The following is a 26,453-nucleotide window of genomic DNA, read 5'->3' as shown; positions in this document are numbered from 1 at the left end:
GCGAGTCTTAGGCTAACCTAACCTAAGTTCTTGCTCGATGGTGCTGCTGCGAGGTGGAGTTCCGCGTGTCCTTGGTCAGTCCCGAACGCACCGGGGCCGTGGCAGCGCCCGCGCCATCCGCGCCATCCCCGCCACCCGCCCCGCCGCGCACCAGGCGCCGCGTCGCCGGACTCCTCGTCTCCCTCGGCGTGCTGGCGCTGGCGACCGCGGCGAGCATCGCGGTCGGCTCGAAGCCGATCCCGCTGGACCAGGTGTGGCACGGCCTGTTCCACTACACCGGGGACAAGTCCGATGTGGTGATCCGGGACGTACGGCTGCCCCGCACCCTGCTCGGGCTGCTCGTCGGCATGGGGCTGGGCCTGGCCGGCGCGGTGATGCAGGCCCTCACCCGCAACCCGCTCGCCGACCCCGGCCTGATGGGTGTCAACGCGGGCGCCTCGGCCGCCGTCGTGTCGGCGATCAGCTTCCTCGGCGTCACCTCGCTGACCGGATACGTGTGGTTCGCCTTCCTCGGCGCGGCGGTCGCCTCGGCGCTGGTGTTCGCGCTCGGCGGCAGCCGGGGCGCGACGCCCGTACGGCTGGCGCTCGCCGGTTCGGCGGTCTACTCGGCGCTGTACGGATACGTCTACGCCGTGCAACTGCTGGACTCCGCGGCGCTGGACAGGATGCGCTTCTGGACGGTCGGTTCGCTGGCGTCGGCGAACATGACGGTCGTGCAGCAGGTGGCGCCGTTCCTCCTGGTCGGCCTGGTCCTGGCGCTCGCGCTCGGCCGCCCGCTGAACGCCATCGGCCTGGGCGACGACACCGCCCGCGCGCTCGGCGCCCGCCTGGGCCGCACCCGCGCGCTGGCCATGATCGCGACCACCCTGCTGTGCGGAGCCGCGACGGCCGCCTGCGGGCCGATCGCCTTCGTCGGACTGATGGTGCCGCACATGGTGCGCACCATCACCGGGCCCGATCTGCGCTGGATCATGCCCTACGCCGCCGTCCTCTCGCCCGTGCTGCTGCTCGTCTCCGACGTCATCGGGCGCGTCGTGACCCGCCCCTCCGAATTGCAGGTCGGCGTGGTCACGACGCTCATCGGCGGCCCCCTCTTCATCTACCTCGTACGCCGCCGAAGGATGGCCCAGCTGTGAAAGCGAGTACGGACCGGACCACGGTGCGCGGGACGCGCGGGGTGACGCTGCGCGTCCGCGGCGGGCTGTCGGTGCGGGTGGACATCCGCGCGGTGGTCGTGGGGTTCCTGCTGGCCGCCACCGCCCTGGCCATGAGCGTGGTGCTGATCGGCACCGGCGACTTCGCCATACCGCCCGCCGATGTCGTCGACACCCTGTTCGGCGGCGGCACCGTGGCGCAGGACTTCATCGTCAACGAACTGCGGCTGCCGCGGGTGCTGGTGGGCCTGCTGGTCGGCGTCGCGCTCGGACTGTCCGGCGCCGTGTTCCAGAGCATCACCCGCAACCCGCTGGGCAGTCCCGACATGATCGGCCTCGGCCAGGGCACGGCGGCCGGAGCGCTCGCCGTCATCGTGCTGTTCCAGGGCGATCAGCTCGCGGTTGCGGGCGGGTCGGTCGTCGGCGGCCTGCTGACCGGGATCGCCATCTACGCCCTGGCCTGGCGGCGCGGGGTGCACGGCTACCGGCTGGTCCTCGTCGGCATCGGCGTCAGCGCCGTCCTCAGCGCCGTCAACGGCTACCTGCTGACCAAGGCCGACGTGCTCGACGCCACCCGGGCGCTGGTGTGGGTGACCGGGTCGCTCGACGGCCGGGACTGGGAGCAGGTGTGGCCGCTGGCCGGCACCTGCGCGCTGCTCCTCCCCGTGGTGTTCGGACACGCGCGTGCGCTGCGGATGATGGAGATGGGCGACGACAGCGCCTTCGCCCTCGGGGTGCGGGTGGAGCGGACCCGGCTCGTGCTGATGCTGGCGGCCGTCCTGCTGATGACCGCGGCGACCGCCGCGTCCGGGCCCATCGCGTTCGTGGCGCTCATGGCGCCCCAGGTGGCCCGCAGGCTGACGAAGTCCCCCGGTCCCAATCTGCTGCCCGCCGCGCTGACCGGCGCCGCGATGCTGATCACCGCCGACTGGGCCTCGCAGCGGGCCTTCGGTGCCGACCAGCTGCCGGTGGGCGTGCTCACCGGCATCCTCGGCGGCGGCTACCTGCTGTGGCTGCTGGCCACCGAGCGCCGGGCGGGCCGGATATGACCGACGCCCGCCCGCGCACCACGTCCCCGGTGCCCGTGTCCACGCCGCCGTCCCCGGCGCCCGTGTCCACGCCGTCGTCCCCAGCCCTCGTGCCCACGCCGCAGTCCCCGGCCCCCGCGTCCACCCCGCCGTCTCCGCCCACGTCCCATGACAAGGACAACCGACCGACCGTGCCTGCCACCCACGCCTCGCGCCAGCGCCTGACCGCCGAAGGGGTCACCCTCGCCTACGACGGCCGTACGGTCGCCGAAGACCTGTCCGTGACCATTCCCGACCACTCCTTCACGGTGATCGTCGGGCCCAACGCCTGCGGGAAGTCCACCCTGCTGCGCGCGCTGTCCCGGATGCTCAAGCCCGTGGCCGGCTCCGTTCTGCTCGACGGCCAGGCCATCGGCACCCTGCCCGCCAAGAAGGTCGCCCGCACCCTCGGGCTGCTGCCGCAGTCCTCGATCGCGCCGGACGGGATCACCGTCGCCGACCTGGTGGCGCGCGGCCGCTATCCGCACCAGGGGCTGCTGCGCCAGTGGTCGGAGACCGACGAGCGGATCGTTCACGAGTCGATGGCGGCCACCGGCGTCGCCGAACTCGCCGACCGCTACGTCGACGAGCTCTCCGGCGGCCAGCGCCAGCGGGTGTGGATCGCCATGGCCATCGCCCAGCAGACCCCGCTGCTGCTCCTCGACGAGCCCACCACCTACCTCGACATCCAGCACCAGATCGACGTCCTGGACCTGTGCGCGCAGCTCCACGAGGAGCAGGGCCGCACCCTCGTCGCCGTACTGCACGACCTCAACCACGCCGCCCGCTACGCCACCCACCTCATCGCCATGCGCGGCGGCCGGGTCGTCGCAGAAGGCGCACCCGGCACGGTCGTGACGGCCGAGCTGGTGGCGGAGGTGTTCGGGATACGATGCCAGGTGATCGACGACCCCGAGACCGGGACCCCGCTCGTGGTGCCGGCGGCTCCCAGGCGGCGCGCCCAGGCGCCCAAGGCGGCCGCCGAGCCGGCGGCGGTGGCCAAGTCCGCGGCGGTTGCGGAGGAGACGGCAGTGGCCAAGTCCGCGGCGGCTGCGGAGGAGGCGGCGGCTTCCGCGCCCGCGTCGTCGTAACGGGGCGCCCGAGCAGGTCGTGACGCAGCGCCCGAGCAGGTCGCCGTAACGGCGCGGCTACAGCAGCTTCCGCAGCCGCAGCAGGTCCCGCAGGCCCGCCTCCAGCTTGACCCGTCCGCTCGCCCACGCGCGGGCGAAGTGCAGCTGCCCGCCGACCAGCGCGAGCAGGTCGTCACCGGTCATCGTCAGCCGGATCTCCGCCTTGCCCGGCGGCGGCCCGGGCACCGCGGTCACGTCAGTGAGCCGACCGCCCGCGAGCCGGCCCACGAACGTGGTGTCGAGGTCGGTGATGCGGCAGCTGAGCGAGCGGTCGAGGGCGGCGGCGCTGCGCAGATCGCCGTCCGCCCCCGAGAGGTTCTCCGCCAGCCGGTCGAGCGCGCCCCGGCACTCCTCGATGGTTGCCATGGTCACCGACCGTACCCCAGGGCTCTCCCCCAGCGCGGCGGGTGGGTGGTGCCCCCAGCCGGAGCACGCCCGGTTCGCGATAGCGTCGGCACATGACCGATCCGCTGCCGGACACGCCACCGCGGGCCGAGGACGGGGCCGAGCCCGAGCCCGGACCCGCGCCCGGGGCCGGGCACGACTCCGAGCCCGAGACCGGGCTTGATCCCGAAGCCGGGCAGGAGCCTGAGCCCGAGGCCGGCGCCGGGCTTGATCCCGAGGCGTCCGCCCCCCTCGGCGTCGTCCGCACCCCCACCGGCAACCCGCGCGTGGACGCCGGGCTGGACCGGCTGGCCGACGCCGATCACCTCGCCGCCGCGGGCCACCCGGAGGTGTACGAGGATGTGCACCGGGGCCTGCGGGAGACGCTGGCCGAACTCGACCGGCGCCCCGTGCCCCCGCCCCCTCCACCTCGTACGACACCAGGAGCTGAACCGCACGTGGCAGCGAACCGCAGCCAGCGCAGACGACTCGACGCGGAGCTGGTCCGCCGCAAGCTGGCCCGCTCCCGGGAGCATGCGAGCCAGCTGATCGTCGCGGGCCGGGTGACCGTCGGCGGGACCACCGCCACCAAGGCCGCCACACAGGTCGAGACCAGCGCCGCGATCGTCGTCGCCAAGGACGACAGCGACCCCGAGTACGTCTCCCGGGGCGGCCACAAACTCGCGGGCGCGCTCGCCGCCTTCACCCCGCTGGGGCTGCGGGTCGCCGGACGGCGCGCGCTGGACGCGGGCGCCTCCACCGGTGGCTTCACCGACGTCCTGCTGCGCGCGGGCGCCGCCCATGTCGTCGCCGTCGACGTCGGCTACGGGCAACTCGCCTGGTCCCTGCAGAGCGACGAACGGGTCACCGTCAAGGACCGTACGAACGTCCGCGAACTGACCCTGGAGCAGATCGACGGGCAGCCGGTCGACCTGATCGTCGGCGACCTGTCCTTCATCCCGCTCGGCCTGGTGCTGCCCGCGCTCGTGCGCTGCGCCGCGCCCGACGCCGATCTGGTGCTCATGGTCAAGCCGCAGTTCGAGGTCGGCAAGGAGCGGCTCGGCAGCGGCGGCGTGGTGCGCAGCCCCGAACTGCGCGCCGAGGCCGTGCGGACCGTCGCCGGCCACGCGGCCGCGCTGGGGCTCGGCGTGCTCGGCGTCACCGCCAGCCCGCTGCCCGGCCCCTCGGGCAACGTCGAGTACTTTCTGTGGATGCGCGCCGGGGCGCCGGCACTGGACCCGGCGGATGTCGACCGTGCAGTGGCGGAGGGGCCTCGTTGACCACGACAGAAGCAGCATCATCAGCACCGGCAGCGGCGTCGGACGCACGTCGTACCGTGTTCCTGCTCGCGCACACCGGCCGCCCGGCGGCCATCCGCAGCGCCGAACTGGTCGTCCAGGGCCTGCTGCGCAGCGGGATCGGGGTGCGGGTGCTCGCAGCGGAGGCCGCCGACCTGCCGCTGCCGGAGGCGGTCGAACTGGTCGACGGCGGCCCCGGCGTCCTCGACGGCTGCGAGCTGCTGGTCGTCCTCGGCGGCGACGGGACGCTGCTGCGGGGCGCCGAGTACTCCCGCTCGTCCGGGGTGCCGCTGCTCGGCGTCAACCTCGGCCGGGTCGGCTTCCTCGCCGAGGCGGAGCGCGACGACCTCGACAAGGTCGTCCACCGGGTCGTCACCCGCTCCTACGAGGTCGAGGAGCGCATGACCCTCGACGTCCTCGTGCGCAACAACGGGGAGATCGTGCACACCGACTGGGCGCTGAACGAGGCGTCCGTGGAGAAGGCCGCCCGCGAGCGGATGCTGGAGGTCGTCACCGAGGTCGACGGCCGCCCCGTCTCCCGCTTCGGCGGCGACGGCGTCGTATGCGCCACCCCGACCGGCTCCACCGCCTACGCCTTCTCGGCCGGCGGCCCCGTGGTGTGGCCGGAGGTCGAGGCGCTGCTGATGGTGCCGATCAGCGCGCACGCGCTGTTCGCCAAGCCGCTGGTGACGGCGCCCGACTCGGTGCTGGCGGTGGAGGTCCAGCCGCAGACCCCGCACGGCGTGCTGTGGTGCGACGGGCGGCGGACCGTCGAACTGCCCGCGGGCGCACGGGTGGAGGTCCGGCGCGGCGCCGTGCCCGTACGGCTGGCCCGCCTGCACCACGCGTCCTTCACGGACCGGCTCGTCGCCAAGTTCGCCCTCCCGGTGGCGGGCTGGCGCGGCGCCCCCCACTGACGCCTGGCGGCGGGCTGACCGGGAACGGGGCGCCCTGTTCCCGAGGGGTGCGGGCGTGGCGTCGGGAGGCGGCGGTACGCCTGCGCCGCGGCACCCCGGCGCGGGCGTGCGGCGCTCCCCCCCCGCCCCGGCGCCGGGCCGGCGGGCTGAACGGAACGCGGCCGCGACCCCCGTGCCGGGTTGCGGCCGTTTCTTCGGCTGAGGTCGCCCGGACGGGGCTGGCCATGCGGCACAACTGAGGCCCCCAGCGGTAGCCCGAGGGCTGAGGACCGGGGTCCGGGGCGGGAGGCCCAGGGAGGCCCGTCGCGGGCGGGGGCGGAAACCTCGTATGGTCATGGGCGTGCTGGAGGAGATGCGGATACGTGCGCTGGGCGTGATCGACGACGCCGTGGTCGAGCTGTCGCCGGGATTCACCGCGGTGACCGGCGAGACCGGCGCGGGCAAGACCATGGTCGTCACCAGCCTCGGCCTGCTGCTGGGCGGGCGCGCCGACGCCGCCCTGGTGCGGATCGGGGCCAAGGCGGCCGTCGTCGAGGGCCGGCTCACGGTCGACGAGCGGTCCCCGGTTGCGGTACGCGCCGAGGAGGCGGGGGCCGAGCTGGACGACGGGGCGCTGCTCATCAGCCGGACGCTCTCCGCCGAAGGGCGGTCCCGCGCCCATGTCGGCGGCCGGTCCGTCCCGGTGGGGCTGCTCGCCGAGCTGGCCGACGATCTCGTCGCCGTACACGGCCAGACCGACCAGCAGGGTCTGCTGCGCCCCGCCCGGCAGCGGCAGGCCCTGGACCGGTACGCGGGCGACGCGGTCGCCGGCCCGTTGGAGAAGTACACCGCCGCCTACCGCAGGCTGCGGGCCGTCAGCGCCGAGCTGGACGAGCTGACCACGCGCGCCCGCGAGCGCGCCCAGGAGGCCGACCTGCTGCGCTTCGGCCTGGAGGAGATCGCCGCCGCCGAGCCGCGGCCGGGGGAGGACGCGGAGCTCGCCGCCGAGGCCGAGCGGCTCGGTCACGCCGAAGCGCTCGCCTCCGCCGCCACCGCCGCGCACGCCGCGCTCGCCGGGAACCCGGAGGACCTCGAGGGCGTGGACGCGGCCACCCTGGTCGCCGGGGCGCACCGCGCGCTGGAGGCCGTACGGTCCCACGACCCGGCGCTCGCCGCGCTGGCCGACCGGATCGGGGAGGTCGGCATCCTGCTGTCCGACGCGGCGGGCGAGCTGGCGGGGTACGCCGACGACCTGGACGCCGACCCGCGGCGGCTCGCGGCCGTGGAGGAGCGGCGGGCCGTGCTGACCCATCTGACCCGGAAGTACGGCGAGACCGTCGCCGACGTCCTGGCCTGGGCCGAGACGGGCGCGGCCCGGCTGGCCGAACTGGACGGCGACGACGACCGGATCGGCGAGCTGGCGGCCGAGCGGGACGCGCTGCGCGCCGAACTCGGCGAGCTGGCGCAGACCCTCACCGACGCCCGTACGGAGGCGGCGCGGCGCTTCGCCGACGCGGTCACCGCCGAACTCGCCGAACTCGCCATGCCCCACGCGCGGGTCACCTTCGCGATCCGGCAGACCGCGGTCGCCGCCGATGCGGAGGCGGGCGCGGGTATCGAGGTCGGCGGGCGCGCGGTCGCCTACGGTCCGCACGGTGCCGACGACGTCGAACTGCTGCTGGCCCCGCATCCGGGCGCCCCGCCCCGGCCGATCGCCAAGGGCGCCTCCGGCGGTGAGCTGTCCCGGGTGATGCTCGCGGTCGAGGTGGTCTTCGCCGGTTCCGACCCCGTACCGACGTATCTCTTCGACGAGGTCGACGCGGGCGTCGGCGGCAAGGCCGCGGTCGAGGTGGGCCGCCGACTGGCGCGGCTGGCGAAGTCCGCGCAGGTCGTGGTGGTCACCCACCTGCCGCAGGTCGCGGCGTTCGCCGACCGGCACCTGGTGGTGGAGAAGACGAATGACGGGGCCGTGACCCGCAGCGGCGTGAAGGCCATGGAGGGCGAGGACCGGGTGCGCGAACTGTCGCGGATGCTGGCGGGCCAGGAGGACTCGGAGCTGGCGCGGGCGCACGCGGAGGAACTGCTTCAGGCGGCGCGTACGGGTCTGTGACGGGGCCGGCGTTGCCGGCGTCGGAGCCGTGTGGTGCCGCGGGGCGTGCCGTGCGCGTGCACCTTTCGGCCGGTGGCCGGGGTGCGCGGTGCGGTGCGGCGCCGCTGTTCGCCGCGCTGCGGGGGCACCCGCCACGTCCCCTCCCTCCCCCAGCTAACGCTGGGAGGTGCCCCCAGTACGGCGACCGACGGGCCGGTGGCACGGCCTGCGCCCTGCCCGTGCATCGCCTGGCGACGTCGCTCGTGCGGGTGGTGCTCGTGGGGGACCCCTGGGGGCACCCCCTGCGGCCGCGCTGGGGGAGGAGTCCGGGGGATCATCTGTGCGCCGGACGGCCCTTGTCGGAAAGCCGTGGTGCCGGAGCGGGTGTTCGGACTGGCATCCTGAACCCAGCACCCCCGGTACATCGCACCGCCGCACATCCCCCACCACCCGCACCCGACGTCGCCTCAGGAGCCACGCCCGCGTGAGCAGCACACCCGTCCCGTCGCAGGGGCAGTCGCCTCTGCACGTCGTGCAGGTGCTGGGCAGCGGGAGTTCCGGCAGCGGGGTGCACGTGCGGTCGCTGGCCGCCGGGCTGGTGGCGCGCGGGCTGCGGGTGACCGTGTGCGCGCCGCACGGTGCCGAGGACGACTACGGATTCACCGCGGCGGGCGCGCGGTTCGTGCCCGCCGATGCCCGTACCGGGGCCGGGGACGCCGCGGTGCTGCGTGCGGCCGCGGCCGGGGCGTCCCTGGTGCACGCGCACGGCCTCCGCTCCGGGCTGCTCGCCGCGCTGGCGTTGCGCGGGACCCCGCTGATCGTCACCCTGCACGGCAGGCCGTACGCCGAGGGCGCCCGCTCCCACCTGGTCCGTCTCATGGAACGCAAGGTGGCGCGCGCCGCGACCGTGGTGCTCGGCGCCTCGTCGGACCTGGTGGACCTGGCACGCGCGCGAGGGGCGCGCGACGCGCGGCTCGCGCCGGTCGCGGTCCCCGCACCACGGCCCGTACCCGAACGCGACGAGGTGTGGCGCCAGAAGTTCCGTGCGGAACTGGGGGTGATGGAGCGTCCGTTGATCCTCACCGCCGGGCGGCTGGAGGAGGGCCGCGGGCACGGCCCGCTGCTGGACGCGGCCCTCGCCTGGGCCACACTGGACCCGGCGCCGCTGCTGGTGATCGCGGGGGAGGGGCCCGGTCGGCCCGCCTTGCAGCGGCGGATCGACGCCGAAGGGCTGGCGGTGCGGCTGGTGGGCCGCCGCCCCGATGTCCCGGACCTGCTCGCCGCGGCCGATGTCGCCGTCCTGTCCAGCCCCTGGGAGGCGCGGTCCCTGCTGGCGCAGGAGGCGCTGCGGTTGGGCGTGCCGCTGGTGGCGACCGCGGTCGGAGGTGTGCCCGAACTGGTCGGCGCTGCCGCCGAACTCGTCCCGTACGGCGACCCGAGGGCGCTGGCGATGGCCGTGCACCGGCTGCTCACCGACCCCGTGTGGCACGCCCAACTGGCCGCCGCGGGCCGGGCGCAGGCCGCCGACTGGCCCGGCGAGGACGATGCCGTCTCCCATGTGCTGCGGATCTACGACGAGTTGGCGGGCAACTGACCTTTCGTGCAGAGGGTTGACGCCCGCCGCGGGCGCGGGCAGGGTGCTGCCTCAAACGCGAGAGCGCTCTCACGGCAGTCCCCCCACACCCAGCCGAGAGGCACCACACATGAGCATGGCACTCAGCCGCAGGAAGCTGCTCGGAGGACTCGCGGCCACCGCCGCCGCGGCGGCCACGGGCCTCACCCTCACCGGCGGCCGGGCGCACGGAGCCCCGTCCGCCGCCCTGCCGCTCACGGTCGTCAACAGGACCGGTGAGTTCGGCAATTCGTCGATATGGGTCTACATCGTCGGCAATGAGGGAGGCCGTCAGGTGCGCGTCACGCCTGACGGCGGCCTCGCGCCCGTCGCGCTGTCCGACAACGGCCCGGACGGCTTCACCGACTACGCCATCCCGCTCGCCGCGAGCGGCGACACCCGGCTGACGCTCCCCGCCATGTCGGGGCGGATCTACGTCGCACTCGGCGGCAAGCTGAGGTTCAAGGCCGTCACCGACGGCGCGGGCAACGCGGCGCTCCAGTACCCGGCCGGCTGGGTCACCACCGACCCCAACTACGAAGTCCTGCACGACTGCGCCGAGTTCACCCTCAATGCGGACGGCATGTTCTGCAACACCACCATGGTGGACATGTTCAGCGTGCCGCTCGCCATCCGTCTGACCGGCGCGAAGGACCAGACGACGGGCACGCTCAAGGACGGCGCCCGCGCCCGGGTCTTCGCCGACCTGGCCGGCCAGGAGGCCTTCGCGCCGCTGGTCACCGGAGGTGATCTGCGCGTCATCGCCCCCGGGCACGGCCTGGACGCCGGGCGGTTCGCCCAGGACTACCTCGCCGCCTACATCGACCAGGTGTGGGACACGTACGCGGCCAAGGACCTCAAGGTCACCACGAACGCGGGCACCTTCACCGGGCGGGTCGCCGGCGGGCGGCTGTCCTTCACCGGGCCCGCCGAGGTCTCGTTCGCCAAGCCCTCCACCCGCGACGTGCTGTTCTGCGACGGCGCCCTGGCCGCGCCCAACGACGGGAAGACCGGACCGGTCGCCGCGGTCCTCGGCGCGGGCTTCAACCGCACCACGCTGCACGAGGCGGCCGCCCAGCCCACCACCGACCCGGCCGCCTTCTACCGGCCCGCGGTCACCAACCACTACGCCAGGGCGATGCACGCGGCGACCGCCGACGGCAAGGCGTACGGCTTCGCCTTCGACGACGTCGCCGACTTCGCCTCCTACATCCAGGACGGGGCGCCGACGGGGATCACCCTCACCCTGACGCCGTTCTGAGGTGCGGGGAGAGACTTTTCCGGGGCTCCGCCCCGAGCCCCGATCCTCGCCGGACGGGCATGACACTCACTGAAGATGGCGGCGGGCCTGGAGGGCCAAGCCCAAGGCGAGCACCGTCTGCGGGTCCTCCAGGTCGCTGCCCAGCAGCCGCGCGATCCGCGCCAGCCGGTCGTACAGCGTCTGCCGGTTCAGGTGCAGCTCCCGCGCCGTCTCCGCCTTGCGGCCCGCGTGCGCCAGATACGCCTCCAACGTGGGGATCAGCGGCGGCCGGGCCGTACGGTCGTGGGCGAGCAGCGGGCCGATCACCCGGTCGACGAAGGCGGCCAGGTCCCCGTGCTCACGCAGTCGCCACAGCAACACGTCGACTTCCGTGCGCCGCACGTCGTGCCAAAGCCGGTCCGCGGGCCCGCGCGCCGCGTTCGCCGCCTCCGCCGCGTGCCGCAGCTCGCTCCCGACCGTCTCCCAGCCGCCCGCCACCCCCACCACCACCGTGGGCGGCCGGGATCCGGCGCGGTCCGGCCAGGCCCGCTGGACGCCGGCCCGCAGCGCGGCCGCGACCCGTTCGGCGACCGCCGTACGCTCCGCCGCGTCCCGCAGCCCCACCAGCAGCGGCACCCGGCCCTCCGGCAGCCGTACGCCCAGCAGCGCCGGCACGCCGACCGCGGCCAGCTCCTCCTGCACGGCGTGCGCCAGCGCCGCCCAGCTCTCCCCGGGCCCGGCGGGCACCCCACCGCCGTCCGCGTCGCCACCCGCATCACCACCGGCAGCAGCGGACCGCCGGTCGGCGGCCGGAACCCCAGCACCCGCGCCTGCGCGGGCGCGTCCGCCGCCTCGATCCGCTCCTCCGCGAGATCGGTGAGGAAGTCCCCGCGGCCGCGCGCGGCCAGCTCCTCCTCCTGACGCGCCTGGAGCAGCACGACCGCCAGCAGATCCGCCGTACGCTCGGCCGCGATCCGGTGGACGGGGGCGAGCGCACCCGCCACCGGCGGCACCGTCAGCCGGGCGCGCACCACGCCGGGGCCGCCGCCGGGGACGTCCACGACCACGCTGCCCGCGGGCAGTTCCGGACGCGGGGCCGCCCGCCGCTCCCGCAGCCCGTCCCACACCTGGAGCGGATCCGCGGTGCCCGACGGCGCGGCGGGGCCCGGCCCCGCCGCGTACAGCAGCTGTCCGTCGGAGCTCTCCAGGAAGACCGGGTTGCCCGCGAACGCCGCGAGCAGCCGCAGGATCTCCGGCACCCCGCCGCCGCCCAGCAGCGCCTGGGTGCACTGCCGGTGCACCTCCTCGGCGCGGCGGAGCAGGGCGTAGTGCTCGTTGACGATCTCGGTGTGGATCTCCTCGGTGACCGCCACGAACGGCACCTCACGCCGCAACTGCACCAGTGGCAGCCCGACCGAGCGCGCGGTGTCCACCACCGCGGCGGGCAGCGTGGTGAAGCGGGACCCCAGCTCGACCACCAGGGCGGCGATCTCCCGGGCGGCGAGCGTGCGGACGAAGGCCCGCTGCTCGGCCGGGCGCGGCCCCAGCCCGAGGCCGGTGGTCAGCAGCAGCTCCCCACCCCTGAGCAGCGAGGCGATGTTCGGCGCCTCGCCCGCGTGCACCCAGCGCACCGGCCGGTCCAGCCGGTCCTCGGCGGCCACCACCTCGGGCAGACCGCGGCGCAGCGCGGGCAGCCCGAGCGCCCGCGCCACGGTGATGGTGCCCTGCGGGCCGGGTGGCTCACCGGCCTCGGGTGGCGCCACGGGCGGTCAGCCGCCGTACGCGCCCGAGGCGGTCAGCCGCAGCGCCGTGTCGATCAGCGGCACGTGGCTGAACGCCTGCGGGAAGTTGCCCACCTGGCGCTTGAGCCGCGGGTCCCACTCCTCCGCGAGCAGCCCCAGGTCGTTGCGGAGCGACAGCAGCTTCTCGAACAGCTGCCGCGCCTCGTCCACCCGGCCGATCATCGCCAGGTCGTCCGCGAGCCAGAACGAGCAGGCGAGGAACGCGCCCTCGTCGCCTTCCAGGCCGTCCACCCCCGCTTCCTCGCCGGCCGTCGGATAGCGCAGCACGAAGCCGTCCTCGGTGGACAGCTCCCGCTGGATCGCCTCGATGGTGCCGATGACCCGCTTGTCGTCCGGCGGTAGGAAGCCCATCTGCGGGATGAGCAGCAGCGAGGCGTCCAGCTCCTTGGAGCCGTAGGACTGGGTGAAGGTGTTGCGCTCCGGGTCATAGCCCCGCTCGCACACCGTCCGGTGGATCTCGTCGCGCAGGTCGCGCCAGCGCTCCAGCGGCCCGTCCACGTCGCCCGACTCGATCAGCTTGATCGTGCGGTCGACCGCGACCCAGGCCATCACCTTGGAGTGCACGAAGTGGCGGCGCGGGCCGCGCACCTCCCAGATGCCCTCGTCGGGCTCGTCCCAGTGGTCCTCCAGGTAGTGGATCAGCCGGATCTGGAGCAGGGCCGCGTAGTCGTTGCGGGCCAGGCCGGTCATGTGCGCCAGGTGCAGCGCCTCGATGGTCTCCCCGTAGACGTCCAGCTGGAGCTGGCCCGCCGCGCCGTTGCCGACCCGGACCGGCTGGGAGCCCTCGTATCCCGGCAGCCACGGCAGCTCGGCCTCGCTCAGCTCCCGCTCGCCCGCGATCCCGTACATGATCTGGAGGTTCTCCGGGTCGCCGGCGACCGCCCGCAGCAGCCACTCGCGCCAGGCGCGGGCCTCGTCGCGGTAGCCGGTGCGCAGCAGCGAGGAGAGGGTGATCGCCGCGTCCCTCAGCCAGGTGAAGCGGTAGTCCCAGTTGCGGGAGCCGCCGATGTCCTCGGGCAGGGAGGTGGTGGGGGCGGCCACGATGCCGCCGGTGGGCGCGTAGGTGAGCGCCTTGAGGGTGATCAGGGAGCGGACGACCGCGTCGCGGTAGGGGCCGTGGTACGTACAGTGCTCGACCCACTCGCGCCAGAACTCCTCGGTGGCCGCCAGCGAGCCCTCGGGGTCGGGCAGGGCGGGCGGCTCCTTGTGCGAGGGCTGCCAGCTGATGGTGAACGCGACGCGGTCACCGGGGCCGACGGTGAAGTCGGAGAAGGTGGTCAGGTCCTTGCCGTAGGTGTCGGCCTCGGTGTCCAGCCAGACCGAGTCCGGACCGGCCACGGCGACCGTGCGGTGGTCGACCTTGTGCACCCACGGCACCACCCAGCCGTAGGAGAACCGCATCCGCAGGGCGGAACGCATCGGGACACGGCCGCTGACGCCCTCGACGATCCGGATCAGCTGCGGGGCGCCGTCGCGCGGCGGCATGAAGTCGATGACGCGGACGGTGCCGCGCGGGGTGTCCCACTCCGATTCCAGGACCAGCGAGTCGCCCCGGTAGCGGCGCCGGTCGGCGGCCGGCGGCGTGCCGCCCGCGGCGTGCGCGGGGCCCAGCCGCCAGAAGCCGTGTTCCTCGGTGCCGAGCAGCCCGGCGAAGACGGCATGGGAGTCGAAGCGCGGCAGACAGAGCCAGTCGACCGTGCCGTCCCTGCAGACGAGGGCGGCGGTCTGCATATCGCCGATGAGTGCGTAGTCCTCGATGCGCCCGGCCACCTGCATCCCCATTCGAACGGCCTCGCCCCTCAGGGCGCCTTGTGCGGTCTCGGAAATTTCCCGACGAGCTCGTCTTCCGGGGCTTAAGCAGGTAGATGCCTTGCCGACCGCAGCTCGCAGCGTGTGTCCGAGCAGGATACGACTAACGCCGGTGATCCGCTGGCGTCGTTCCACAATGTGGCTCGGCCGTTCGTGTGGTCGAACCGAGAGTCTCCCGGTGCGGTCCCCGGGTCGGTCCCGGGCGGCCCGCACGCCCCCTCCGGCGCGGCCCGCACCGGGTCCGCACGCGTCGCCGGACACCATCACCCCGGGTCGCTGTTACCCTGGTAGCCCGTGGACCGGTGGGCGCACAACCCCCGAACCGCAGTGACGGCACCCCCGCTCAACCGGGGAAGCTGCCGATCCGCATCTCACCTCGCGACCACGGGAGCCCCCTCTTGGCACTTGCCACTCAGTCCATGACGACCAAGCACATCTTCGTCACCGGGGGTGTCGCCAGCTCACTCGGCAAGGGCCTCACCGCCTCCAGCCTGGGCGCGCTGCTCAAGGCCCGCGGCCTGCGGGTCACCATGCAGAAGCTCGACCCGTACCTGAACGTCGACCCGGGCACGATGAACCCGTTCCAGCACGGTGAGGTGTTCGTCACCAACGACGGCGCCGAGACCGACCTGGACATCGGCCACTACGAGCGCTTCCTCGACGTCGACCTCGACGGCTCCGCGAACGTCACCACCGGACAGGTGTACTCGCAGGTGATCGCCAAGGAGCGGCGCGGCGAGTACCTGGGCGACACGGTCCAGGTCATCCCGCACATCACCAACGAGATCAAGCACCGCATCCGGCGCATGGCGACCGACGACGTCGACGTCGTCATCACCGAGGTCGGCGGCACGGTCGGCGACATCGAGTCGCTGCCGTTCCTGGAGACCGTCCGCCAGGTCCGCCACGAGGTCGGCCGCGACAACGTCTTCGTCGTGCACATCTCGCTGCTGCCGTACATCGGCCCGTCCGGCGAGCTGAAGACCAAGCCGACCCAGCACTCCGTCGCCGCGCTGCGCAACATCGGCATCCAGCCGGACGCGATCGTGCTGCGCGCCGACCGGGACGTACCGACCTCCATCAAGCGCAAGATCTCGCTGATGTGCGACGTCGACGAGGCCGCGGTCGTCGCCGCCATCGACGCCAAGTCGATCTACGACATCCCGAAGGTGCTGCACACCGAGGGCCTGGACGCGTACGTCGTGCGCAAGCTGGACCTGCCGTTCCGCGACGTCGACTGGACCACCTGGGACGACCTGCTGGACCGCGTCCACAACCCCGACCACGAGGTCACGGTCGCGCTCGTCGGCAAGTACATCGACCTGCCCGACGCCTACCTGTCGGTGACCGAGGCGATCCGGGCCGGCGGTTTCGCGAACAAGGCCCGCGTCAAGATCAAGTGGGTCACCTCGGACGACTGCAAGACCCCGGCCGGTGCCGCCAAGCAGCTCGGCGACGTCGACGCGATCTGCGTCCCCGGCGGCTTCGGCGAGCGCGGGGTGAACGGCAAGGTGGGCGCCATCACCTTCGCCCGCGAGAACAAGATCCCGCTGCTGGGCCTCTGCCTGGGCCTGCAGTGCATCGTCATCGAGGCGGCCCGGAACCTGGCCGGCATCGAGGGCGCGAACTCCACCGAGTTCGAGGCGGCCGCGAGCGACCCGGTGATCTCCACGATGGCGGAGCAGCTGGACATCGTCGCCGGTGAGGGCGACATGGGCGGCACCATGCGGCTGGGCATGTACCCGGCCAAGCTCGCCGAGGGCTCGATCGTGCGCGAGGTCTACGGCGACGAGCCGTACGTCGAGGAGCGCCACCGCCACCGCTACGAGGTCAACAACGCCTACCGCGGTGAGCTGGAGAAGAAGGCCGGGATCCTGTTCTCCGGCACCTCCCCGGACAACAAGCTGGTCGAGTACGTCGAGTACCCGCGCGAGGTGCACCCCTACCTGGTCGGCACCCAGGCGCACCCCGAGCTGCGCTCCCGCCCGACCCGCCCGCACCCGCTGTTCGCGGGCCTGGTGAAGGCGGCCGTCGAGCGGCAGCAGGCGGCGAAGGCCGCGAAGCCCGCGGAGCCCGCGAAGTCGGCCAAGGGCTGACCGATGCAGCCCGCGATGGGCTGACCGATACGGTGGTGAACGCCGGGGTGCGGGTCGCAGCGGCCCGCACCCCGGCGTTTTCCTTCCTGTACGAAGACTGAGGACGCATGGGCGCCTGCACGAAGACTGAGGGACGCATGGGCATCTCCGACACCCAGGAGGAGTGGCAGGTCACCGAGACCGCCACGCCCTTCACCGGCAACAAGACCAGCGTGCGCACGGACCGCGTCGTCATGCCCGACGGCTCCACCGTGACCCGTGACTACCAGGTCCACCCCGGCTCGGTGGCCGTCCTCGCCCTGGACGAGGCCGGGCGGGTCCTTGTCCTGCGCCAGTACCGCCACCCGGTACGGCACAAGCTGTGGGAGATCCCGGCGGGTCTCCTGGACGTCCCCGGGGAGAACCCGCTGCACGCCGCCCAGCGCGAGCTGTACGAGGAGGCGCATGTGAAGGCCGAGGACTGGCGGGTCCTCACCGACGTCTTCACCACGCCGGGCGGCTGCGACGAGGCCGTACGGATCTTCCTGGCCCGCGGTCTGTCCGAGGCCGAGGGCGAGCGCTTCGAGGTCGCGGAGGAAGAGGCCGACATGGAGCTGGCCCGGGTGCCGCTGGAGGAGCTCGTACGGGGCGTGCTCGCCGGCGAGCTGCACAACAACTGCCTGGTCGTCGGGGCCCTGTCGCTCCAGGCCGTGCTGTCGGGCGAGGGTGGTGGCGTGGAGTCGCTGCGTCCGGCGGAGGCGCCGTGGCCGGCGCGCCCGTTCGAGGCGTAGACCGCTCTGACTGACTGAGACTGACTGACTGTCTGCCCGACTGTCTACCGGGGTGCACCTGTCTGCCTGTCTGCCTTTGTCCGGCGGCTCTTCGGGGCCGCCGGACGGCGTGTTCGCCGTCTTCGTGGGTGTTCTTTTCTGACGATCATCGGATCCGATCAGGTGATCTTTGTGCGGTGGCACCGGCCGGGAGTGCCGTGTACCTGACCCCGCGTGAACTACGCTCATACCGACCCGGACCGCGGTCGCGGCGGGCTCGAACGCGCAGGTGGACGGGAGTGGCCCGTGGCGGAGCAGGTGGTCGGCACGGAGGGGGCGTCCGGCACGCCCCGGAACCGGCGGGTTACCGCCGCTGCCCCGAGCGACGAGCGACGTACGAGCGCGGTCGACGGCCCCGCCGATGAGCGGACCGACGGCGTCGGCGACGGTGTCGGTGATGGCGACGGTGTCGGCGTCGGTGACGGCTCTGCATGGGCCGCGACCGGGAAACCGGAGGCCAAGGGGCGGGCCGGTGATGGCGCGGGGAGCCCGGAGGGCTCGGTCGGTTCCCGTCCTGCGGATGGTTCCGTGGCCGCGGATGGCTCGGGTGCTGCGGAGGCTTCCAGCGTCTCGGACAGCGACAACGACGGCGAGAGCGGCCGCGGCCGCGGCGTGGCGCGTACGGGAGCCGGCGCTGACGCGCCGGCCCACAACCGTCGAGCGGCGGCGGCCGACGCACGGGCCGCCGCCGTCGCCGACACGGAGGGCTCCGGCCGCCCGGCCACACCTGATCGCCGCCCGCGCGGGACGCGCGGCACGAAGGGCCGTGCGCGAGCGGCGGCCGCACGGTCGGGTACGGGCGACCCCGGACCTGGGGGCAAGGCGACGCACGACGACCAGAGCCCGCCCGCCGGTGGAGCCGGCGCGCGACGGCCGGTCGCTGAGGAGGAGCGCGGCGCGAGGGACCGAGTGGAGGCGCGCGGCGGGGTCGAGCATCAGGCGCAGGTGCACGGTGCGCAGGAGCGCGATGCGGAGGCGCGCGGCGCGACGGATCGCGGTACGGACGCGCGCGCTACGGATGGTCGTTGTGCGGATGGTCGTGGTGCGGGCGACCGCGGCGGAGCCGAGCGTGCTGCGACGGAGCGCGGTGCGAACGGGGGAAGCCGCAGTGAGTCCCGTGCCGACGAGTACGAGGCAGACGCTCGTAGCGCGGACGGACGGGGCGGACGTGAGCCCGCTGCGGAGGAGGCCCGCTCGGGAGAGCGCCCCGCGGTGCTGCGCCCTGCGGGTGGGCGCGGTGTAAAGGAGGCGGGCGGGCCTGTTGCGGATGGCGGCCGTACGGGTGGGCGTCCTGCGACGGAGCGCTCCGCGGACGTGGGCCGTGCCGTGGAGCGTGGCGCAGGCGCGTGCGGTGCGGACGCGCGCGGGCCGCGCGGGTCCGAATCGGAGGCGGCCCGTCGAGGGGGCGTTCTGCGGATGGGTGCGACGCAGGCGAGCGCATGGCCCAGGTGAGTGGTGGGGATGCGAGCGGTGTGAAGGAGCGCGGCGCTGGGGGGCCTGCCGTGGAGGGTGGGCGTTCCGCGGATGGGCACCGTGTCGGCGAGCGCATTGCCGAGACGGGTGGCGCGGACGCGCGCCGTGCCGCTGAGGGCGGCCCGGGCGAGCGCGGGGAGCAGGGACGGGATGCGCGTGAGCGCGGCATCGGCGAGCGCGGGGCGCGGGGGCAGGATGCGCGCGAGCGCGGTGTGGACGAGCGGCCGACTCAGGGGCCGGACGCGGGTGAGTACCGCATGGGCGGCCAGCTGACGCCGGGGCCGGATGCGGGTGAGCGCCGAGTGGGCGCGCGGCCGGTGCCGGGTGCGGGTGAGCGTCGCGTCGCCGAGCGCCGGGCGCAGGGGCAGGAAGCGCGTGAGCGTGGCCCCGGCGAGCGCGGGGCGCAGGGGCAGGAGGCGCGCGAGCGCGGCACTGGCGAGCGCGGCACGAGGGAGCGTGGCACCGAGCGCGGGGGCCGGGGCAGGTTGCGCGTGAGCGCGGTGTGGGCGGGCGGCCCGGGCCGGAGCCGGACGCGGTTCAGCGCCGCATGGGCGGGCGGCTGGCGCCGGACCCGGAGGCTGGTGAGCGCCGCATGGGCGGGCAGCCGACGCCGGGCCCGGTGGCGAGTGAGCGCCGGGTCGCCGAGCGCCGGTCGCAGGGGCAGGACGCGCGTGAGCGCGGCGCCGGCGGCAGCGGCGCGAAGGGGCGCGGCGGGGATGAGTGCCGCACGTCGGTTGCCGCCGAGCCGAGCGGGTTCTGGGGGCGGTCGCGGGAGCTGTCCGCACTGCGGGAGGACATCGGTCGCCCCGGCCTCGATACGCTCGCCGGCCGCGGCATCCCCCACGGCCGGGTGCTGCTCATCGCCGGGCGGCCGGGTTCGGGGCGGACCGCGCTGGCCGAGGAACTCGTCCGGCAGCTGCGCGACGAGTATCCCGACGGGCTGCTGCGGGCCCGCCTGACGACCGCGGGCGGCGAACCCGTGCTGCCCGCGCGGATCGCCCGTGACTTCCTCCGCTCGCTCGGGGCGCCCATTCCGCCCGGCGCCGACGAGGAGGAGCTCTCCGACCGGTTGCGCGACGCGATGCGCGGGCGGCGGGCGATCGTCCTGCTCGACGACGCCGACAGCGCCGACCAGGTGGAGCTGCTGCTGCCGCACGCCCCCGGCTCTCTGGTCGTGGCCGTCGCGCAGGGGCCGCTCACCGGCATCCCCGACGTCCGGCCGTGCACCCTCGGCGGACTGGAGACCGCGGCCGCCGTGAAAATGCTGGCCAGTGTGGCCGGCCATCGGGTCATCAACGACCCGATCGCCGCGGAGACCATCGTGGAGCTGTGCCGTGCGCAGCCCGCCGCGCTGGCGCTCGTCGGCGGCTGGCTCGTCGCCCGCCCCAAGACCTCCGTCGCGACTGCGGCCAAGGAACTGCGCGAGGTACCGCCCGGCGACGAGGATGCGGCGGACCGGCCGCTGAGCCGCGCCTTCCGGTTGGCGTACGGCGGGTTGCCGCCGCTCGCCGCCCGGATACTGCGGCTGCTCGTCCTCGCGCCGGACGCCACGGTGGACGCGCAGAGCGCGTCCGCGCTCGCGGGCTGCTCGGTACCGACGGCGCAGTCCGCGCTGGAGGACTTCGCGACCTGCGGGCTGCTGCGGCCGCTGCCCACCCAGCCCGCGGCCGTCGGCCGCGCCCCGGCGACCGGTCAGTCCCCGGTGGTCGGTCAGGCCCCGGCGGTCGATCAGTCCTCGGCGGTCAGGTCGGCCCAAGGGGTCGGCTCGGATCGTAGAGTCGGCTCGGCCCAGGGGGCCGGCCAGGGGTCGGTGGCCGGGGCAACCCAGGGAGGCTCGGACCGGGGAGTCGGCCGGCGGTCGGCGGTCGGCGCAACCCAGGGGGCCGTCGCTGTCGCGTCCACCGGCCAGGCCGCGGAGGCGCGGCAGGTCCCGGAAGGGCGCCAGGGCCCGGGGACCGGGGTGCGCCAAGAACCCGCGGTTCGCCAGCCCTCGGCATCTGGTGCTGTCCCTTGGGACGGTCAGACCTCAGCAGCAGGCGCTGCCCCTTGGGACGGCCAGTCCCCGGCAGCCGGCCCCGTCCTCCCTTGGGAGGGCCAGGCCCCGTCGGGCGGTTCTCTTCCTGACCGCGAGCCCGTCTCGTCGGTTGGCCAGGCCGCCGCGGGACCTGGCTCGGCCCCGCGTCCTGACCTGACCTCCGGGGCGGGCCCCGTCCCCGTAACCGGCCTGACCACCGGGGCGGTCCCTGTTCCCGGATCCGGCCCGGTTTCAGGGGCCGGGTCTGTCCGCGGGGTCGGCCCTGCGCCGGGGTCCGGCCCTGGCCCTGAATCCGGCCCGGTCTCCGGGCCCGACTCGGCCCCGCGATCTGGTCTCGCCTCGGAGAGCAGCCGGTCTGGCCTTGCCTCGGGGGACGGCTCTGCCCTTGGGACCGGACCGGCCTCCAGGCCCGTCCCTGGGACCGGACCGGTCTCCGGTCCCGGCCCTGTCCCCGGATCCGGCCCCCTCCCAGGCTTCGGCTCGGCACCCGGGCCTGGCAGGGGTACCGGAGCGGGCTCGGCCCCCCGATCGGGACCCGTACCTGGAGCGGGCCTGTCCTCCGGGCCCGCCCCGGCCTTCGAGTCCGGCCCGGCCCCCGGCCCCGCCTCGGCCCCCGGCCCCGCCTCGGCCCCCGGGTCCGGCTCCCACCCGGACGCCGCCCCAGCCCCCGTACCGGGCGTAGTTCCCGTATCGGGTCCGGCCCCCCGGGCCGCCACGGTCGCAGCCCCCGTATCCGGCCGGGCCCCGGCCCCCGGCCCCGCCCTCAGGCCCGGCCCGGCCGCCGGGCCCGCCACGGCCTCGGCGCCCCGGCCCGGCCCGGCTGCCGGGCCAGCCACTGCCCCGGCCCCCGTATCCCACCCGGCCCCCGTATCCAGCCCGGGCCCCCGGCCCGGCCCCGCCCCCACCCCGCCCACGCGCTTTCAGGTTCCCGGCTGTCTGGAGCCGCTGCTGCACGCCGTGCTGCGTGAGGATGAGCGTCCGGCGGAGGTGCAGTTGGCGCGGGCGCGGGTGCTGGAGCGGAGCGTACGGCTGCTGTACGCCTGCCGGTTGACCGCGGAGTCCGCGGACCCGGCGGCGCGCGAGAAACTGGCGAGCCTGCCGGGATCGCTGCGGTTCCCGTCGCGGGCCGCCGCCGCGCGCTGGCTCGAGGAGCGCGGGCGGGAGCTGCGGGAGGCCGCCAGGATGGCCGCCGATGACGGTCAACTCGACACCCTGGCACGGCGGTTGGTGGCCGCGCTCACCCAGGCGCTGGTCGCGCACCGCGGTGTCGACGACGCCGCGCCGGAGCTGTACGAGCTGCACCAGCTCGTCCTCGAAGTGGCCCGGCGCCAGGATCTGGCGCTGGAGGAGGCCGCGGCGCTGCTGAACCTCGGCGACCTCGACGCACGGGCCGGGCGGCCGGGCGAGGCGCTCATCCGTTACAAGGAGGCGCTGGAGGCGGCGCGGGCGGCGGCCGACCCGTACGCCACGGGCCGGGCGCTGGAGTCGATCGGCGGCACCTACCAGGAGCTGGGCGACTGGCACCGGGCCGCCGACTGGTACGGCCGGGCCCTCGCGCTGCACCTGAGCCGCCGTGAACTCGCCGCGGAGGCCCGGCTGTACGCCCGGCTCGGCGCGGTCCTCAGCTACGCGGGGCAGTGGGGCGACGCGCTGCGGAACTGGCGGGCCGCGGCCGCCGCCGCGCGCCGGCTGGGCGACATGGCGGGGCACGCGCGGGCACTGGGCGAGACGGCGCGGGTGCAGGAGTACGCGGGGCGGCCGCGCGAGGCGCTGCGTACCTGCCTGGAGGCGCTGGAATGCGCGCGGCGCACCGGTGACCTGCGGCTCCAGGCGGCGGTGCGGCTGCGTACGGCGGACACCCTGGAGCGGCTGGGCGACGCCGCCGCGGCCGAGCTGCACCGGAACGCCGCGGAACGGCTGCTGGCCCGCACCGCTGCGGCCGAAGCGGAACCTGAGGGACCCCAAGACGAGCCGACCTGCGAAATCAGTAGTAGCTCCGCGAAAGATTGATGCAAACAAAGGCTAGACACGACGACATCCTTCATTAGACTGGCTGCCATAGCGCGTACCGCTAACCCTTCCGTCATGTAGTTACATGTCGGTATTGCCAGGAATACCCCAGATTCAAGGACCGTGATCGACGTGAAGGTCGGCATCCCCCGCGAGGTCAAGAACAACGAGTTCCGCGTGGCCATCACGCCCGCCGGCGTGCACGAGCTCGTCCGCAACGGCCACCAGGTCTTCGTGGAGCAGGGCGCCGGCCTCGGCTCCTCCATCACGGACGCGGAGTACACCGCCGCCGGTGCGAGCATCCTCGGCACCGCCGACGAGGTCTGGGCCACGGCCGACCTGCTGCTCAAGGTCAAGGAGCCGATCGCGGAGGAGTACCACCGCCTCCGCAAGGGCCAGACCCTCTTCACCTACCTCCACCTGGCCGCTTCCCGTGAGTGCACCGACGCGCTGCTGGAGTCCGGTACCACCGCCATCGCCTACGAGACGGTCGAGACCGCGAACCGCGCGCTGCCGCTGCTCGCCCCGATGTCCGAGGTCGCGGGCCGGCTCGCCCCGCAGGTCGGCGCCTACCACCTGATGCGCGCGGCCGGCGGCCGCGGCGTGCTGCCGGGCGGTGTCCCCGGTGTCGCCGCCGGCAAGGCCGTGGTCATCGGTGGCGGCGTCTCCGGCTGGAGCGCCACGCAGATCGCCGTCGGCATGGGCTTCCACGTGACCCTGCTGGACCGCGACATCAACAAGCTGCGCGAGGCCGACAAGATCTTCGGCACCAAGGTGCAGACCGTCGTCTCCAACGCCTTCGAGCTGGAGAAGGCCGTCACCGAGGCCGACCTGGTCATCGGCGCGGTGCTCATCCCGGGTGCCAAGGCCCCGAAGCTGGTCACCAACGAGCTCGTCGCCAAGATGAAGCCCGGAAGTGTCCTTGTCGACATTGCGATCGACCAGGGCGGCTGCTTCGAGGACTCGCGTCCCACCACGCACGCCGAGCCGACCTTCAAGATCCACAACTCGATCTTCTACTGCGTCGCCAACATGCCGGGCGCGGTGCCGAACACCTCCACCTACGCGCTGACCAACGCCACGCTGCCGTACATCGTGGAGCTGGCCAACCGCGGCTGGCAGGACGCGGTGCGTCGCGACCCCGCGCTGGCCAAGGGCCTCAACACCCATGAGGGACAGGTCGTTTACCGCGAGGTCGCCGAGGCGCACGGCCTGCCGCACGTGGAGCTGGACACGCTCCTCGGCTGACTGATGCGGTGACCGGTGCGGTGACCGATCCGGCCGCGGCCGGGCCCGGTGACGGGTCCTCCCCCTACGCCCTTGAAGGCGTAGGGGGACCCCCAGCCGACCGCGGCGGCGGACCGTAGAGGGTGTCAACCCCGAACGTCAACACGGCGCATGAGGCCGGGTCTTGCCCATGGGCGAGACCCGGCCACAGTCATGCCCGGAACGTGACGCGCCGCAACCGCCGAGCAGGTCAGCCAACTCGCCGCGAATGTAGCTCTTTAGTCGATTCGTACCCGCCACGAGTCAGCCGCGCCGGGGTGGTTACGCCCTTGACATCCGGATGTTCGGTTGCCGACACAACGTGCCGCGTCCGGCGGATTGTGTTGCTGTGAGGCGCCGACACGCCATAGAGTCGCAAACCGTCGGCATGGTGTCACGCTGACCAATCGAGAAATTTCCTGGTCACCAAGGAGGTAGGACGACTTGTGAATGAGTCGACATTTTCTCCCGGGGGTGGTCTACCAGGATCGGCTGCGCGGGGCCAGACCTCTTCGGGGCTCGCGGCTGTCGGCTCCGTCGCTGTCCAGACCTTCGCAACCCACCAGAGCATGACGACAGCCCACCAGAGCATGGACGGCCATCACGTGAACGCCATGGCCGGCGATAAGCGCGGCAACGACCCCGCCCTCGCCGACTACGACGACCTGCCCGACGGGCACTTCTACGACCCCGACGCGGAGTACGAGCCCGACCCGGAGTACGCGGCCACGCTCGCCCCGGACGCCGCCCGCCAGCGCCGCGAGCGCATCGGCCCGACCGGGCGCCCCCTGCCGTACTTCCCCATCCCGGGCCCGCTCACCGACCACGGCCCCGCGAAGATCATCGCGATGTGCAACCAGAAGGGCGGGGTCGGCAAGACCACCTCGACCATCAACCTGGGCGCGGCACTCGCCGAGTACGGGCGCCGGGTGCTGCTCGTCGACTTCGACCCGCAGGGCGCCCTGTCCGTCGGCCTCGGGGTCAACCCGATGGAGCTCGACCTCACGGTCTACAACCTGCTCATGGAGCGGGGCATGTCGGCCGACGAGGTCCTGCTCAAGACGGCCGTGCCCAACATGGACCTGCTGCCCAGCAATATCGACTTGTCGGCCGCCGAGGTGCAGCTGGTCAGCGAGGTCGCCCGCGAGTCCACCCTGCAGCGCGCGCTCAAGCCGCTGATGGCGGACTACGACTACATCGTCATCGACTGCCAGCCCTCGCTCGGCCTGCTCACGGTCAACGCCCTGACCGCCGCGCACAAGGTGATCGTGCCGCTGGAGTGCGAGTTCTTCGCCCTGCGCGGTGTGGCGTTGCTCACCGAGACCATCGAGAAGGTGCAGGAGCGGCTCAACCCCGACCTGGAGCTCGACGGCATCCTCGCGACGATGTACGACTCGCGCACCGTGCACAGCCGCGAGGTCCTGGCCCGGGTCGTCGAGGCGTTCGACGACCACGTCTACCACACGGTGATCGGCCGTACGGTCCGCTTCCCCGAGACCACGGTCGCGGGCGAGCCCATCACCACGTACGCGTCCAACTCCGTGGGTGCCGCCGCCTACCGCCAGCTCGCCAGGGAGGTGCTCGCCCGGTGTCACGCCGAGTGAGTCTGCCGGGCGCCGACGAGCTGTTCCGCACCACCGGGGGGATGGCGCTCCAGCCGTCGTCCCCCCGTCGCCAGGCGAACGGCGAGCCGCGCGTGCCCGCCCCGGCCGGCGAGAGCGACACCACGGCCGTGGACCCGGCCGAGGCCGACGCCACCCCGGCGCCGCCTGCCTCCGGCACGGCGGAGCACGGCGGACGCGAGCCGGAGCACCACGAGGCCGCCGCCGCGACGGGGGAGCGGCGCGGGTCAGCCCAGGACCGCCCCAAGAACCGCCAGTCGCAGGACGGGGCGGCCACGCCGGGGCAGTCCGGCCAGGCCCGCCGCCGTGGCCGCGCCGCCGCGCGCCGCCCCAGCGGACGCGAGCGCCACGACGAGAAGATCACGGTCTACGTCTCCGCCGAGGAGCTGATGGACCTGGAACACGCGCGGCTGGTGCTGCGCGGCGAGCACGGGCTCGCGGTGGACCGCGGCCGCATCGTCCGGGAGGCGGTCGCGGTGGTCCTGGCCGACCTGGAGTCGCGCGGCGACGCGAGCATCCTGGTGCGGCGCCTCCGCGGCCGCTGAGGAACCGGGCGGTAGCCTGCCCGTTCGTAACAGGCCCGCCGCGCCCTCCCCCTGAGGGCACCTCTGAGGGTCCCCCGGACGGAGTCCGGGGGAGGCCGCGCTGGGGGCTGCGGCAT

The 26,453-nt window shown here is 74.2% G+C and carries 16 protein-coding genes and 2 pseudogenes; 15 read left to right on the top strand and 3 right to left on the bottom strand.

Annotated features, from left to right (window positions below; genetic code table 11):
• Nucleotides 1–188 precede the first annotated feature (188 nt).
• The 3 genes from Q3Y56_RS06620 (at nucleotide 189) to Q3Y56_RS06610 (ending at nucleotide 3,312) form a co-directional block, all read left to right on the top strand.
• Nucleotides 189–1,136 carry an iron ABC transporter permease gene (locus Q3Y56_RS06620; RefSeq protein ID WP_304465496.1) on the top strand — a complete coding sequence of 316 codons (948 nt, stop codon included), beginning with the start codon at nucleotides 189–191 and terminating at the stop codon, nucleotides 1,134–1,136.
• Nucleotides 1,137–1,159: 23 nt separating this feature from the next.
• Entirely contained in the window at nucleotides 1,160–2,203 is a 1,044-nt protein-coding gene (locus tag Q3Y56_RS06615; RefSeq protein WP_304465495.1) for an iron chelate uptake ABC transporter family permease subunit, read from the top strand.
• A gap of 170 nt (nucleotides 2,204–2,373) precedes the next feature.
• Nucleotides 2,374–3,312 carry an ABC transporter ATP-binding protein gene (locus Q3Y56_RS06610; RefSeq protein ID WP_304461018.1) on the top strand — a complete coding sequence of 313 codons (939 nt, stop codon included), beginning with the start codon at nucleotides 2,374–2,376 and terminating at the stop codon, nucleotides 3,310–3,312.
• A 57-nt stretch (nucleotides 3,313–3,369) separates the two neighbouring features.
• On the opposite strand, the gene Q3Y56_RS06605 is transcribed toward Q3Y56_RS06610, so the two are convergent.
• A complete protein-coding gene (locus Q3Y56_RS06605) occupies nucleotides 3,370–3,717 on the bottom strand; it encodes an SCP2 sterol-binding domain-containing protein (protein WP_304461017.1) in 348 nt (115 codons plus the stop codon).
• 92 nt (nucleotides 3,718–3,809) lie between these two features.
• Between Q3Y56_RS06605 and Q3Y56_RS06600 the strand changes: the two are divergent.
• The 6 genes and pseudogenes from Q3Y56_RS06600 to Q3Y56_RS06575 all read left to right on the top strand — a co-directional run.
• Nucleotides 3,810–4,166 (top strand): annotated as a pseudogene (locus Q3Y56_RS06600) (hypothetical protein); the annotation flags it as partial.
• Nucleotides 4,167–4,193: 27 nt separating this feature from the next.
• The gene (locus Q3Y56_RS06595; RefSeq protein ID WP_304465494.1) at nucleotides 4,194–5,015 is read left to right on the top strand and encodes a TlyA family RNA methyltransferase; all 822 of its coding nucleotides are present in this window, start codon (nucleotides 4,194–4,196) and stop codon (nucleotides 5,013–5,015) included.
• Between the two features lie 56 nt (nucleotides 5,016–5,071).
• Nucleotides 5,072–5,950 carry an NAD kinase gene (locus Q3Y56_RS06590; RefSeq protein ID WP_369696718.1) on the top strand — a complete coding sequence of 293 codons (879 nt, stop codon included), beginning with the start codon at nucleotides 5,072–5,074 and terminating at the stop codon, nucleotides 5,948–5,950.
• A gap of 328 nt (nucleotides 5,951–6,278) precedes the next feature.
• On the top strand, nucleotides 6,279–8,039 hold the full coding sequence (gene recN / locus Q3Y56_RS06585; RefSeq protein WP_304461015.1) for a DNA repair protein RecN: 1,761 nt from the start codon (nucleotides 6,279–6,281) through the stop codon (nucleotides 8,037–8,039).
• Between the two features lie 463 nt (nucleotides 8,040–8,502).
• Nucleotides 8,503–9,612 (top strand): glycosyltransferase family 4 protein, encoded by a 1,110-nt coding sequence (locus Q3Y56_RS06580; RefSeq protein WP_304461014.1) that lies wholly within the window; start codon nucleotides 8,503–8,505, stop codon nucleotides 9,610–9,612.
• A gap of 109 nt (nucleotides 9,613–9,721) precedes the next feature.
• Nucleotides 9,722–10,891, top strand: a complete 1,170-nt coding sequence (locus Q3Y56_RS06575; protein WP_304461013.1) for a glycoside hydrolase family 64 protein — start codon at nucleotides 9,722–9,724, stop codon at nucleotides 10,889–10,891.
• Nucleotides 10,892–10,957: 66 nt separating this feature from the next.
• Here Q3Y56_RS06575 and Q3Y56_RS06570 read toward each other — a convergent pair.
• Both Q3Y56_RS06570 and Q3Y56_RS06565 read right to left on the bottom strand, forming a co-directional pair.
• Nucleotides 10,958–12,633, bottom strand: a pseudogene (locus Q3Y56_RS06570) (PucR family transcriptional regulator).
• A gap of 6 nt (nucleotides 12,634–12,639) precedes the next feature.
• Entirely contained in the window at nucleotides 12,640–14,448 is a 1,809-nt protein-coding gene (locus tag Q3Y56_RS06565) for a glycoside hydrolase family 15 protein (RefSeq protein WP_304465493.1), read from the bottom strand.
• Between the two features lie 452 nt (nucleotides 14,449–14,900).
• Here Q3Y56_RS06565 and Q3Y56_RS06560 point away from each other — a divergent pair, with 452 nt between their 5' ends.
• The 6 genes from Q3Y56_RS06560 (at nucleotide 14,901) to Q3Y56_RS06535 (ending at nucleotide 26,337) form a co-directional block, all read left to right on the top strand.
• Nucleotides 14,901–16,577, top strand: a complete 1,677-nt coding sequence (locus tag Q3Y56_RS06560) for a CTP synthase (protein WP_304461012.1) — start codon at nucleotides 14,901–14,903, stop codon at nucleotides 16,575–16,577.
• 137 nt (nucleotides 16,578–16,714) lie between these two features.
• Nucleotides 16,715–17,347 carry an NUDIX hydrolase gene (locus Q3Y56_RS06555; protein WP_304461011.1) on the top strand — a complete coding sequence of 211 codons (633 nt, stop codon included), beginning with the start codon at nucleotides 16,715–16,717 and terminating at the stop codon, nucleotides 17,345–17,347.
• Between the two features lie 2,059 nt (nucleotides 17,348–19,406).
• Complete coding sequence (locus Q3Y56_RS06550) at nucleotides 19,407–22,904, top strand: tetratricopeptide repeat protein (protein ID WP_304461010.1); 3,498 nt, start codon at nucleotides 19,407–19,409, stop codon at nucleotides 22,902–22,904.
• A 132-nt stretch (nucleotides 22,905–23,036) separates the two neighbouring features.
• The gene (gene ald / locus Q3Y56_RS06545; RefSeq protein WP_304465492.1) at nucleotides 23,037–24,152 is read left to right on the top strand and encodes an alanine dehydrogenase; all 1,116 of its coding nucleotides are present in this window, start codon (nucleotides 23,037–23,039) and stop codon (nucleotides 24,150–24,152) included.
• A 464-nt stretch (nucleotides 24,153–24,616) separates the two neighbouring features.
• Complete coding sequence (locus Q3Y56_RS06540) at nucleotides 24,617–25,774, top strand: ParA family protein (RefSeq protein ID WP_304461009.1); 1,158 nt, start codon at nucleotides 24,617–24,619, stop codon at nucleotides 25,772–25,774.
• The gene (locus Q3Y56_RS06535; protein ID WP_304461008.1) at nucleotides 25,759–26,337 is read left to right on the top strand and encodes a hypothetical protein; all 579 of its coding nucleotides are present in this window, start codon (nucleotides 25,759–25,761) and stop codon (nucleotides 26,335–26,337) included. The genes Q3Y56_RS06540 and Q3Y56_RS06535 overlap by 16 nt, the downstream gene beginning before the upstream one ends.
• Nucleotides 26,338–26,453 lie beyond the last annotated feature (116 nt).

It is taken from the genome of Streptomyces sp. XD-27 (assembly GCF_030553055.1).
Taxonomy (GTDB): Bacteria; Actinomycetota; Actinomycetes; order Streptomycetales; family Streptomycetaceae; genus Streptomyces.
This window is presented reverse-complemented; position numbering and strand designations above follow the sequence as displayed.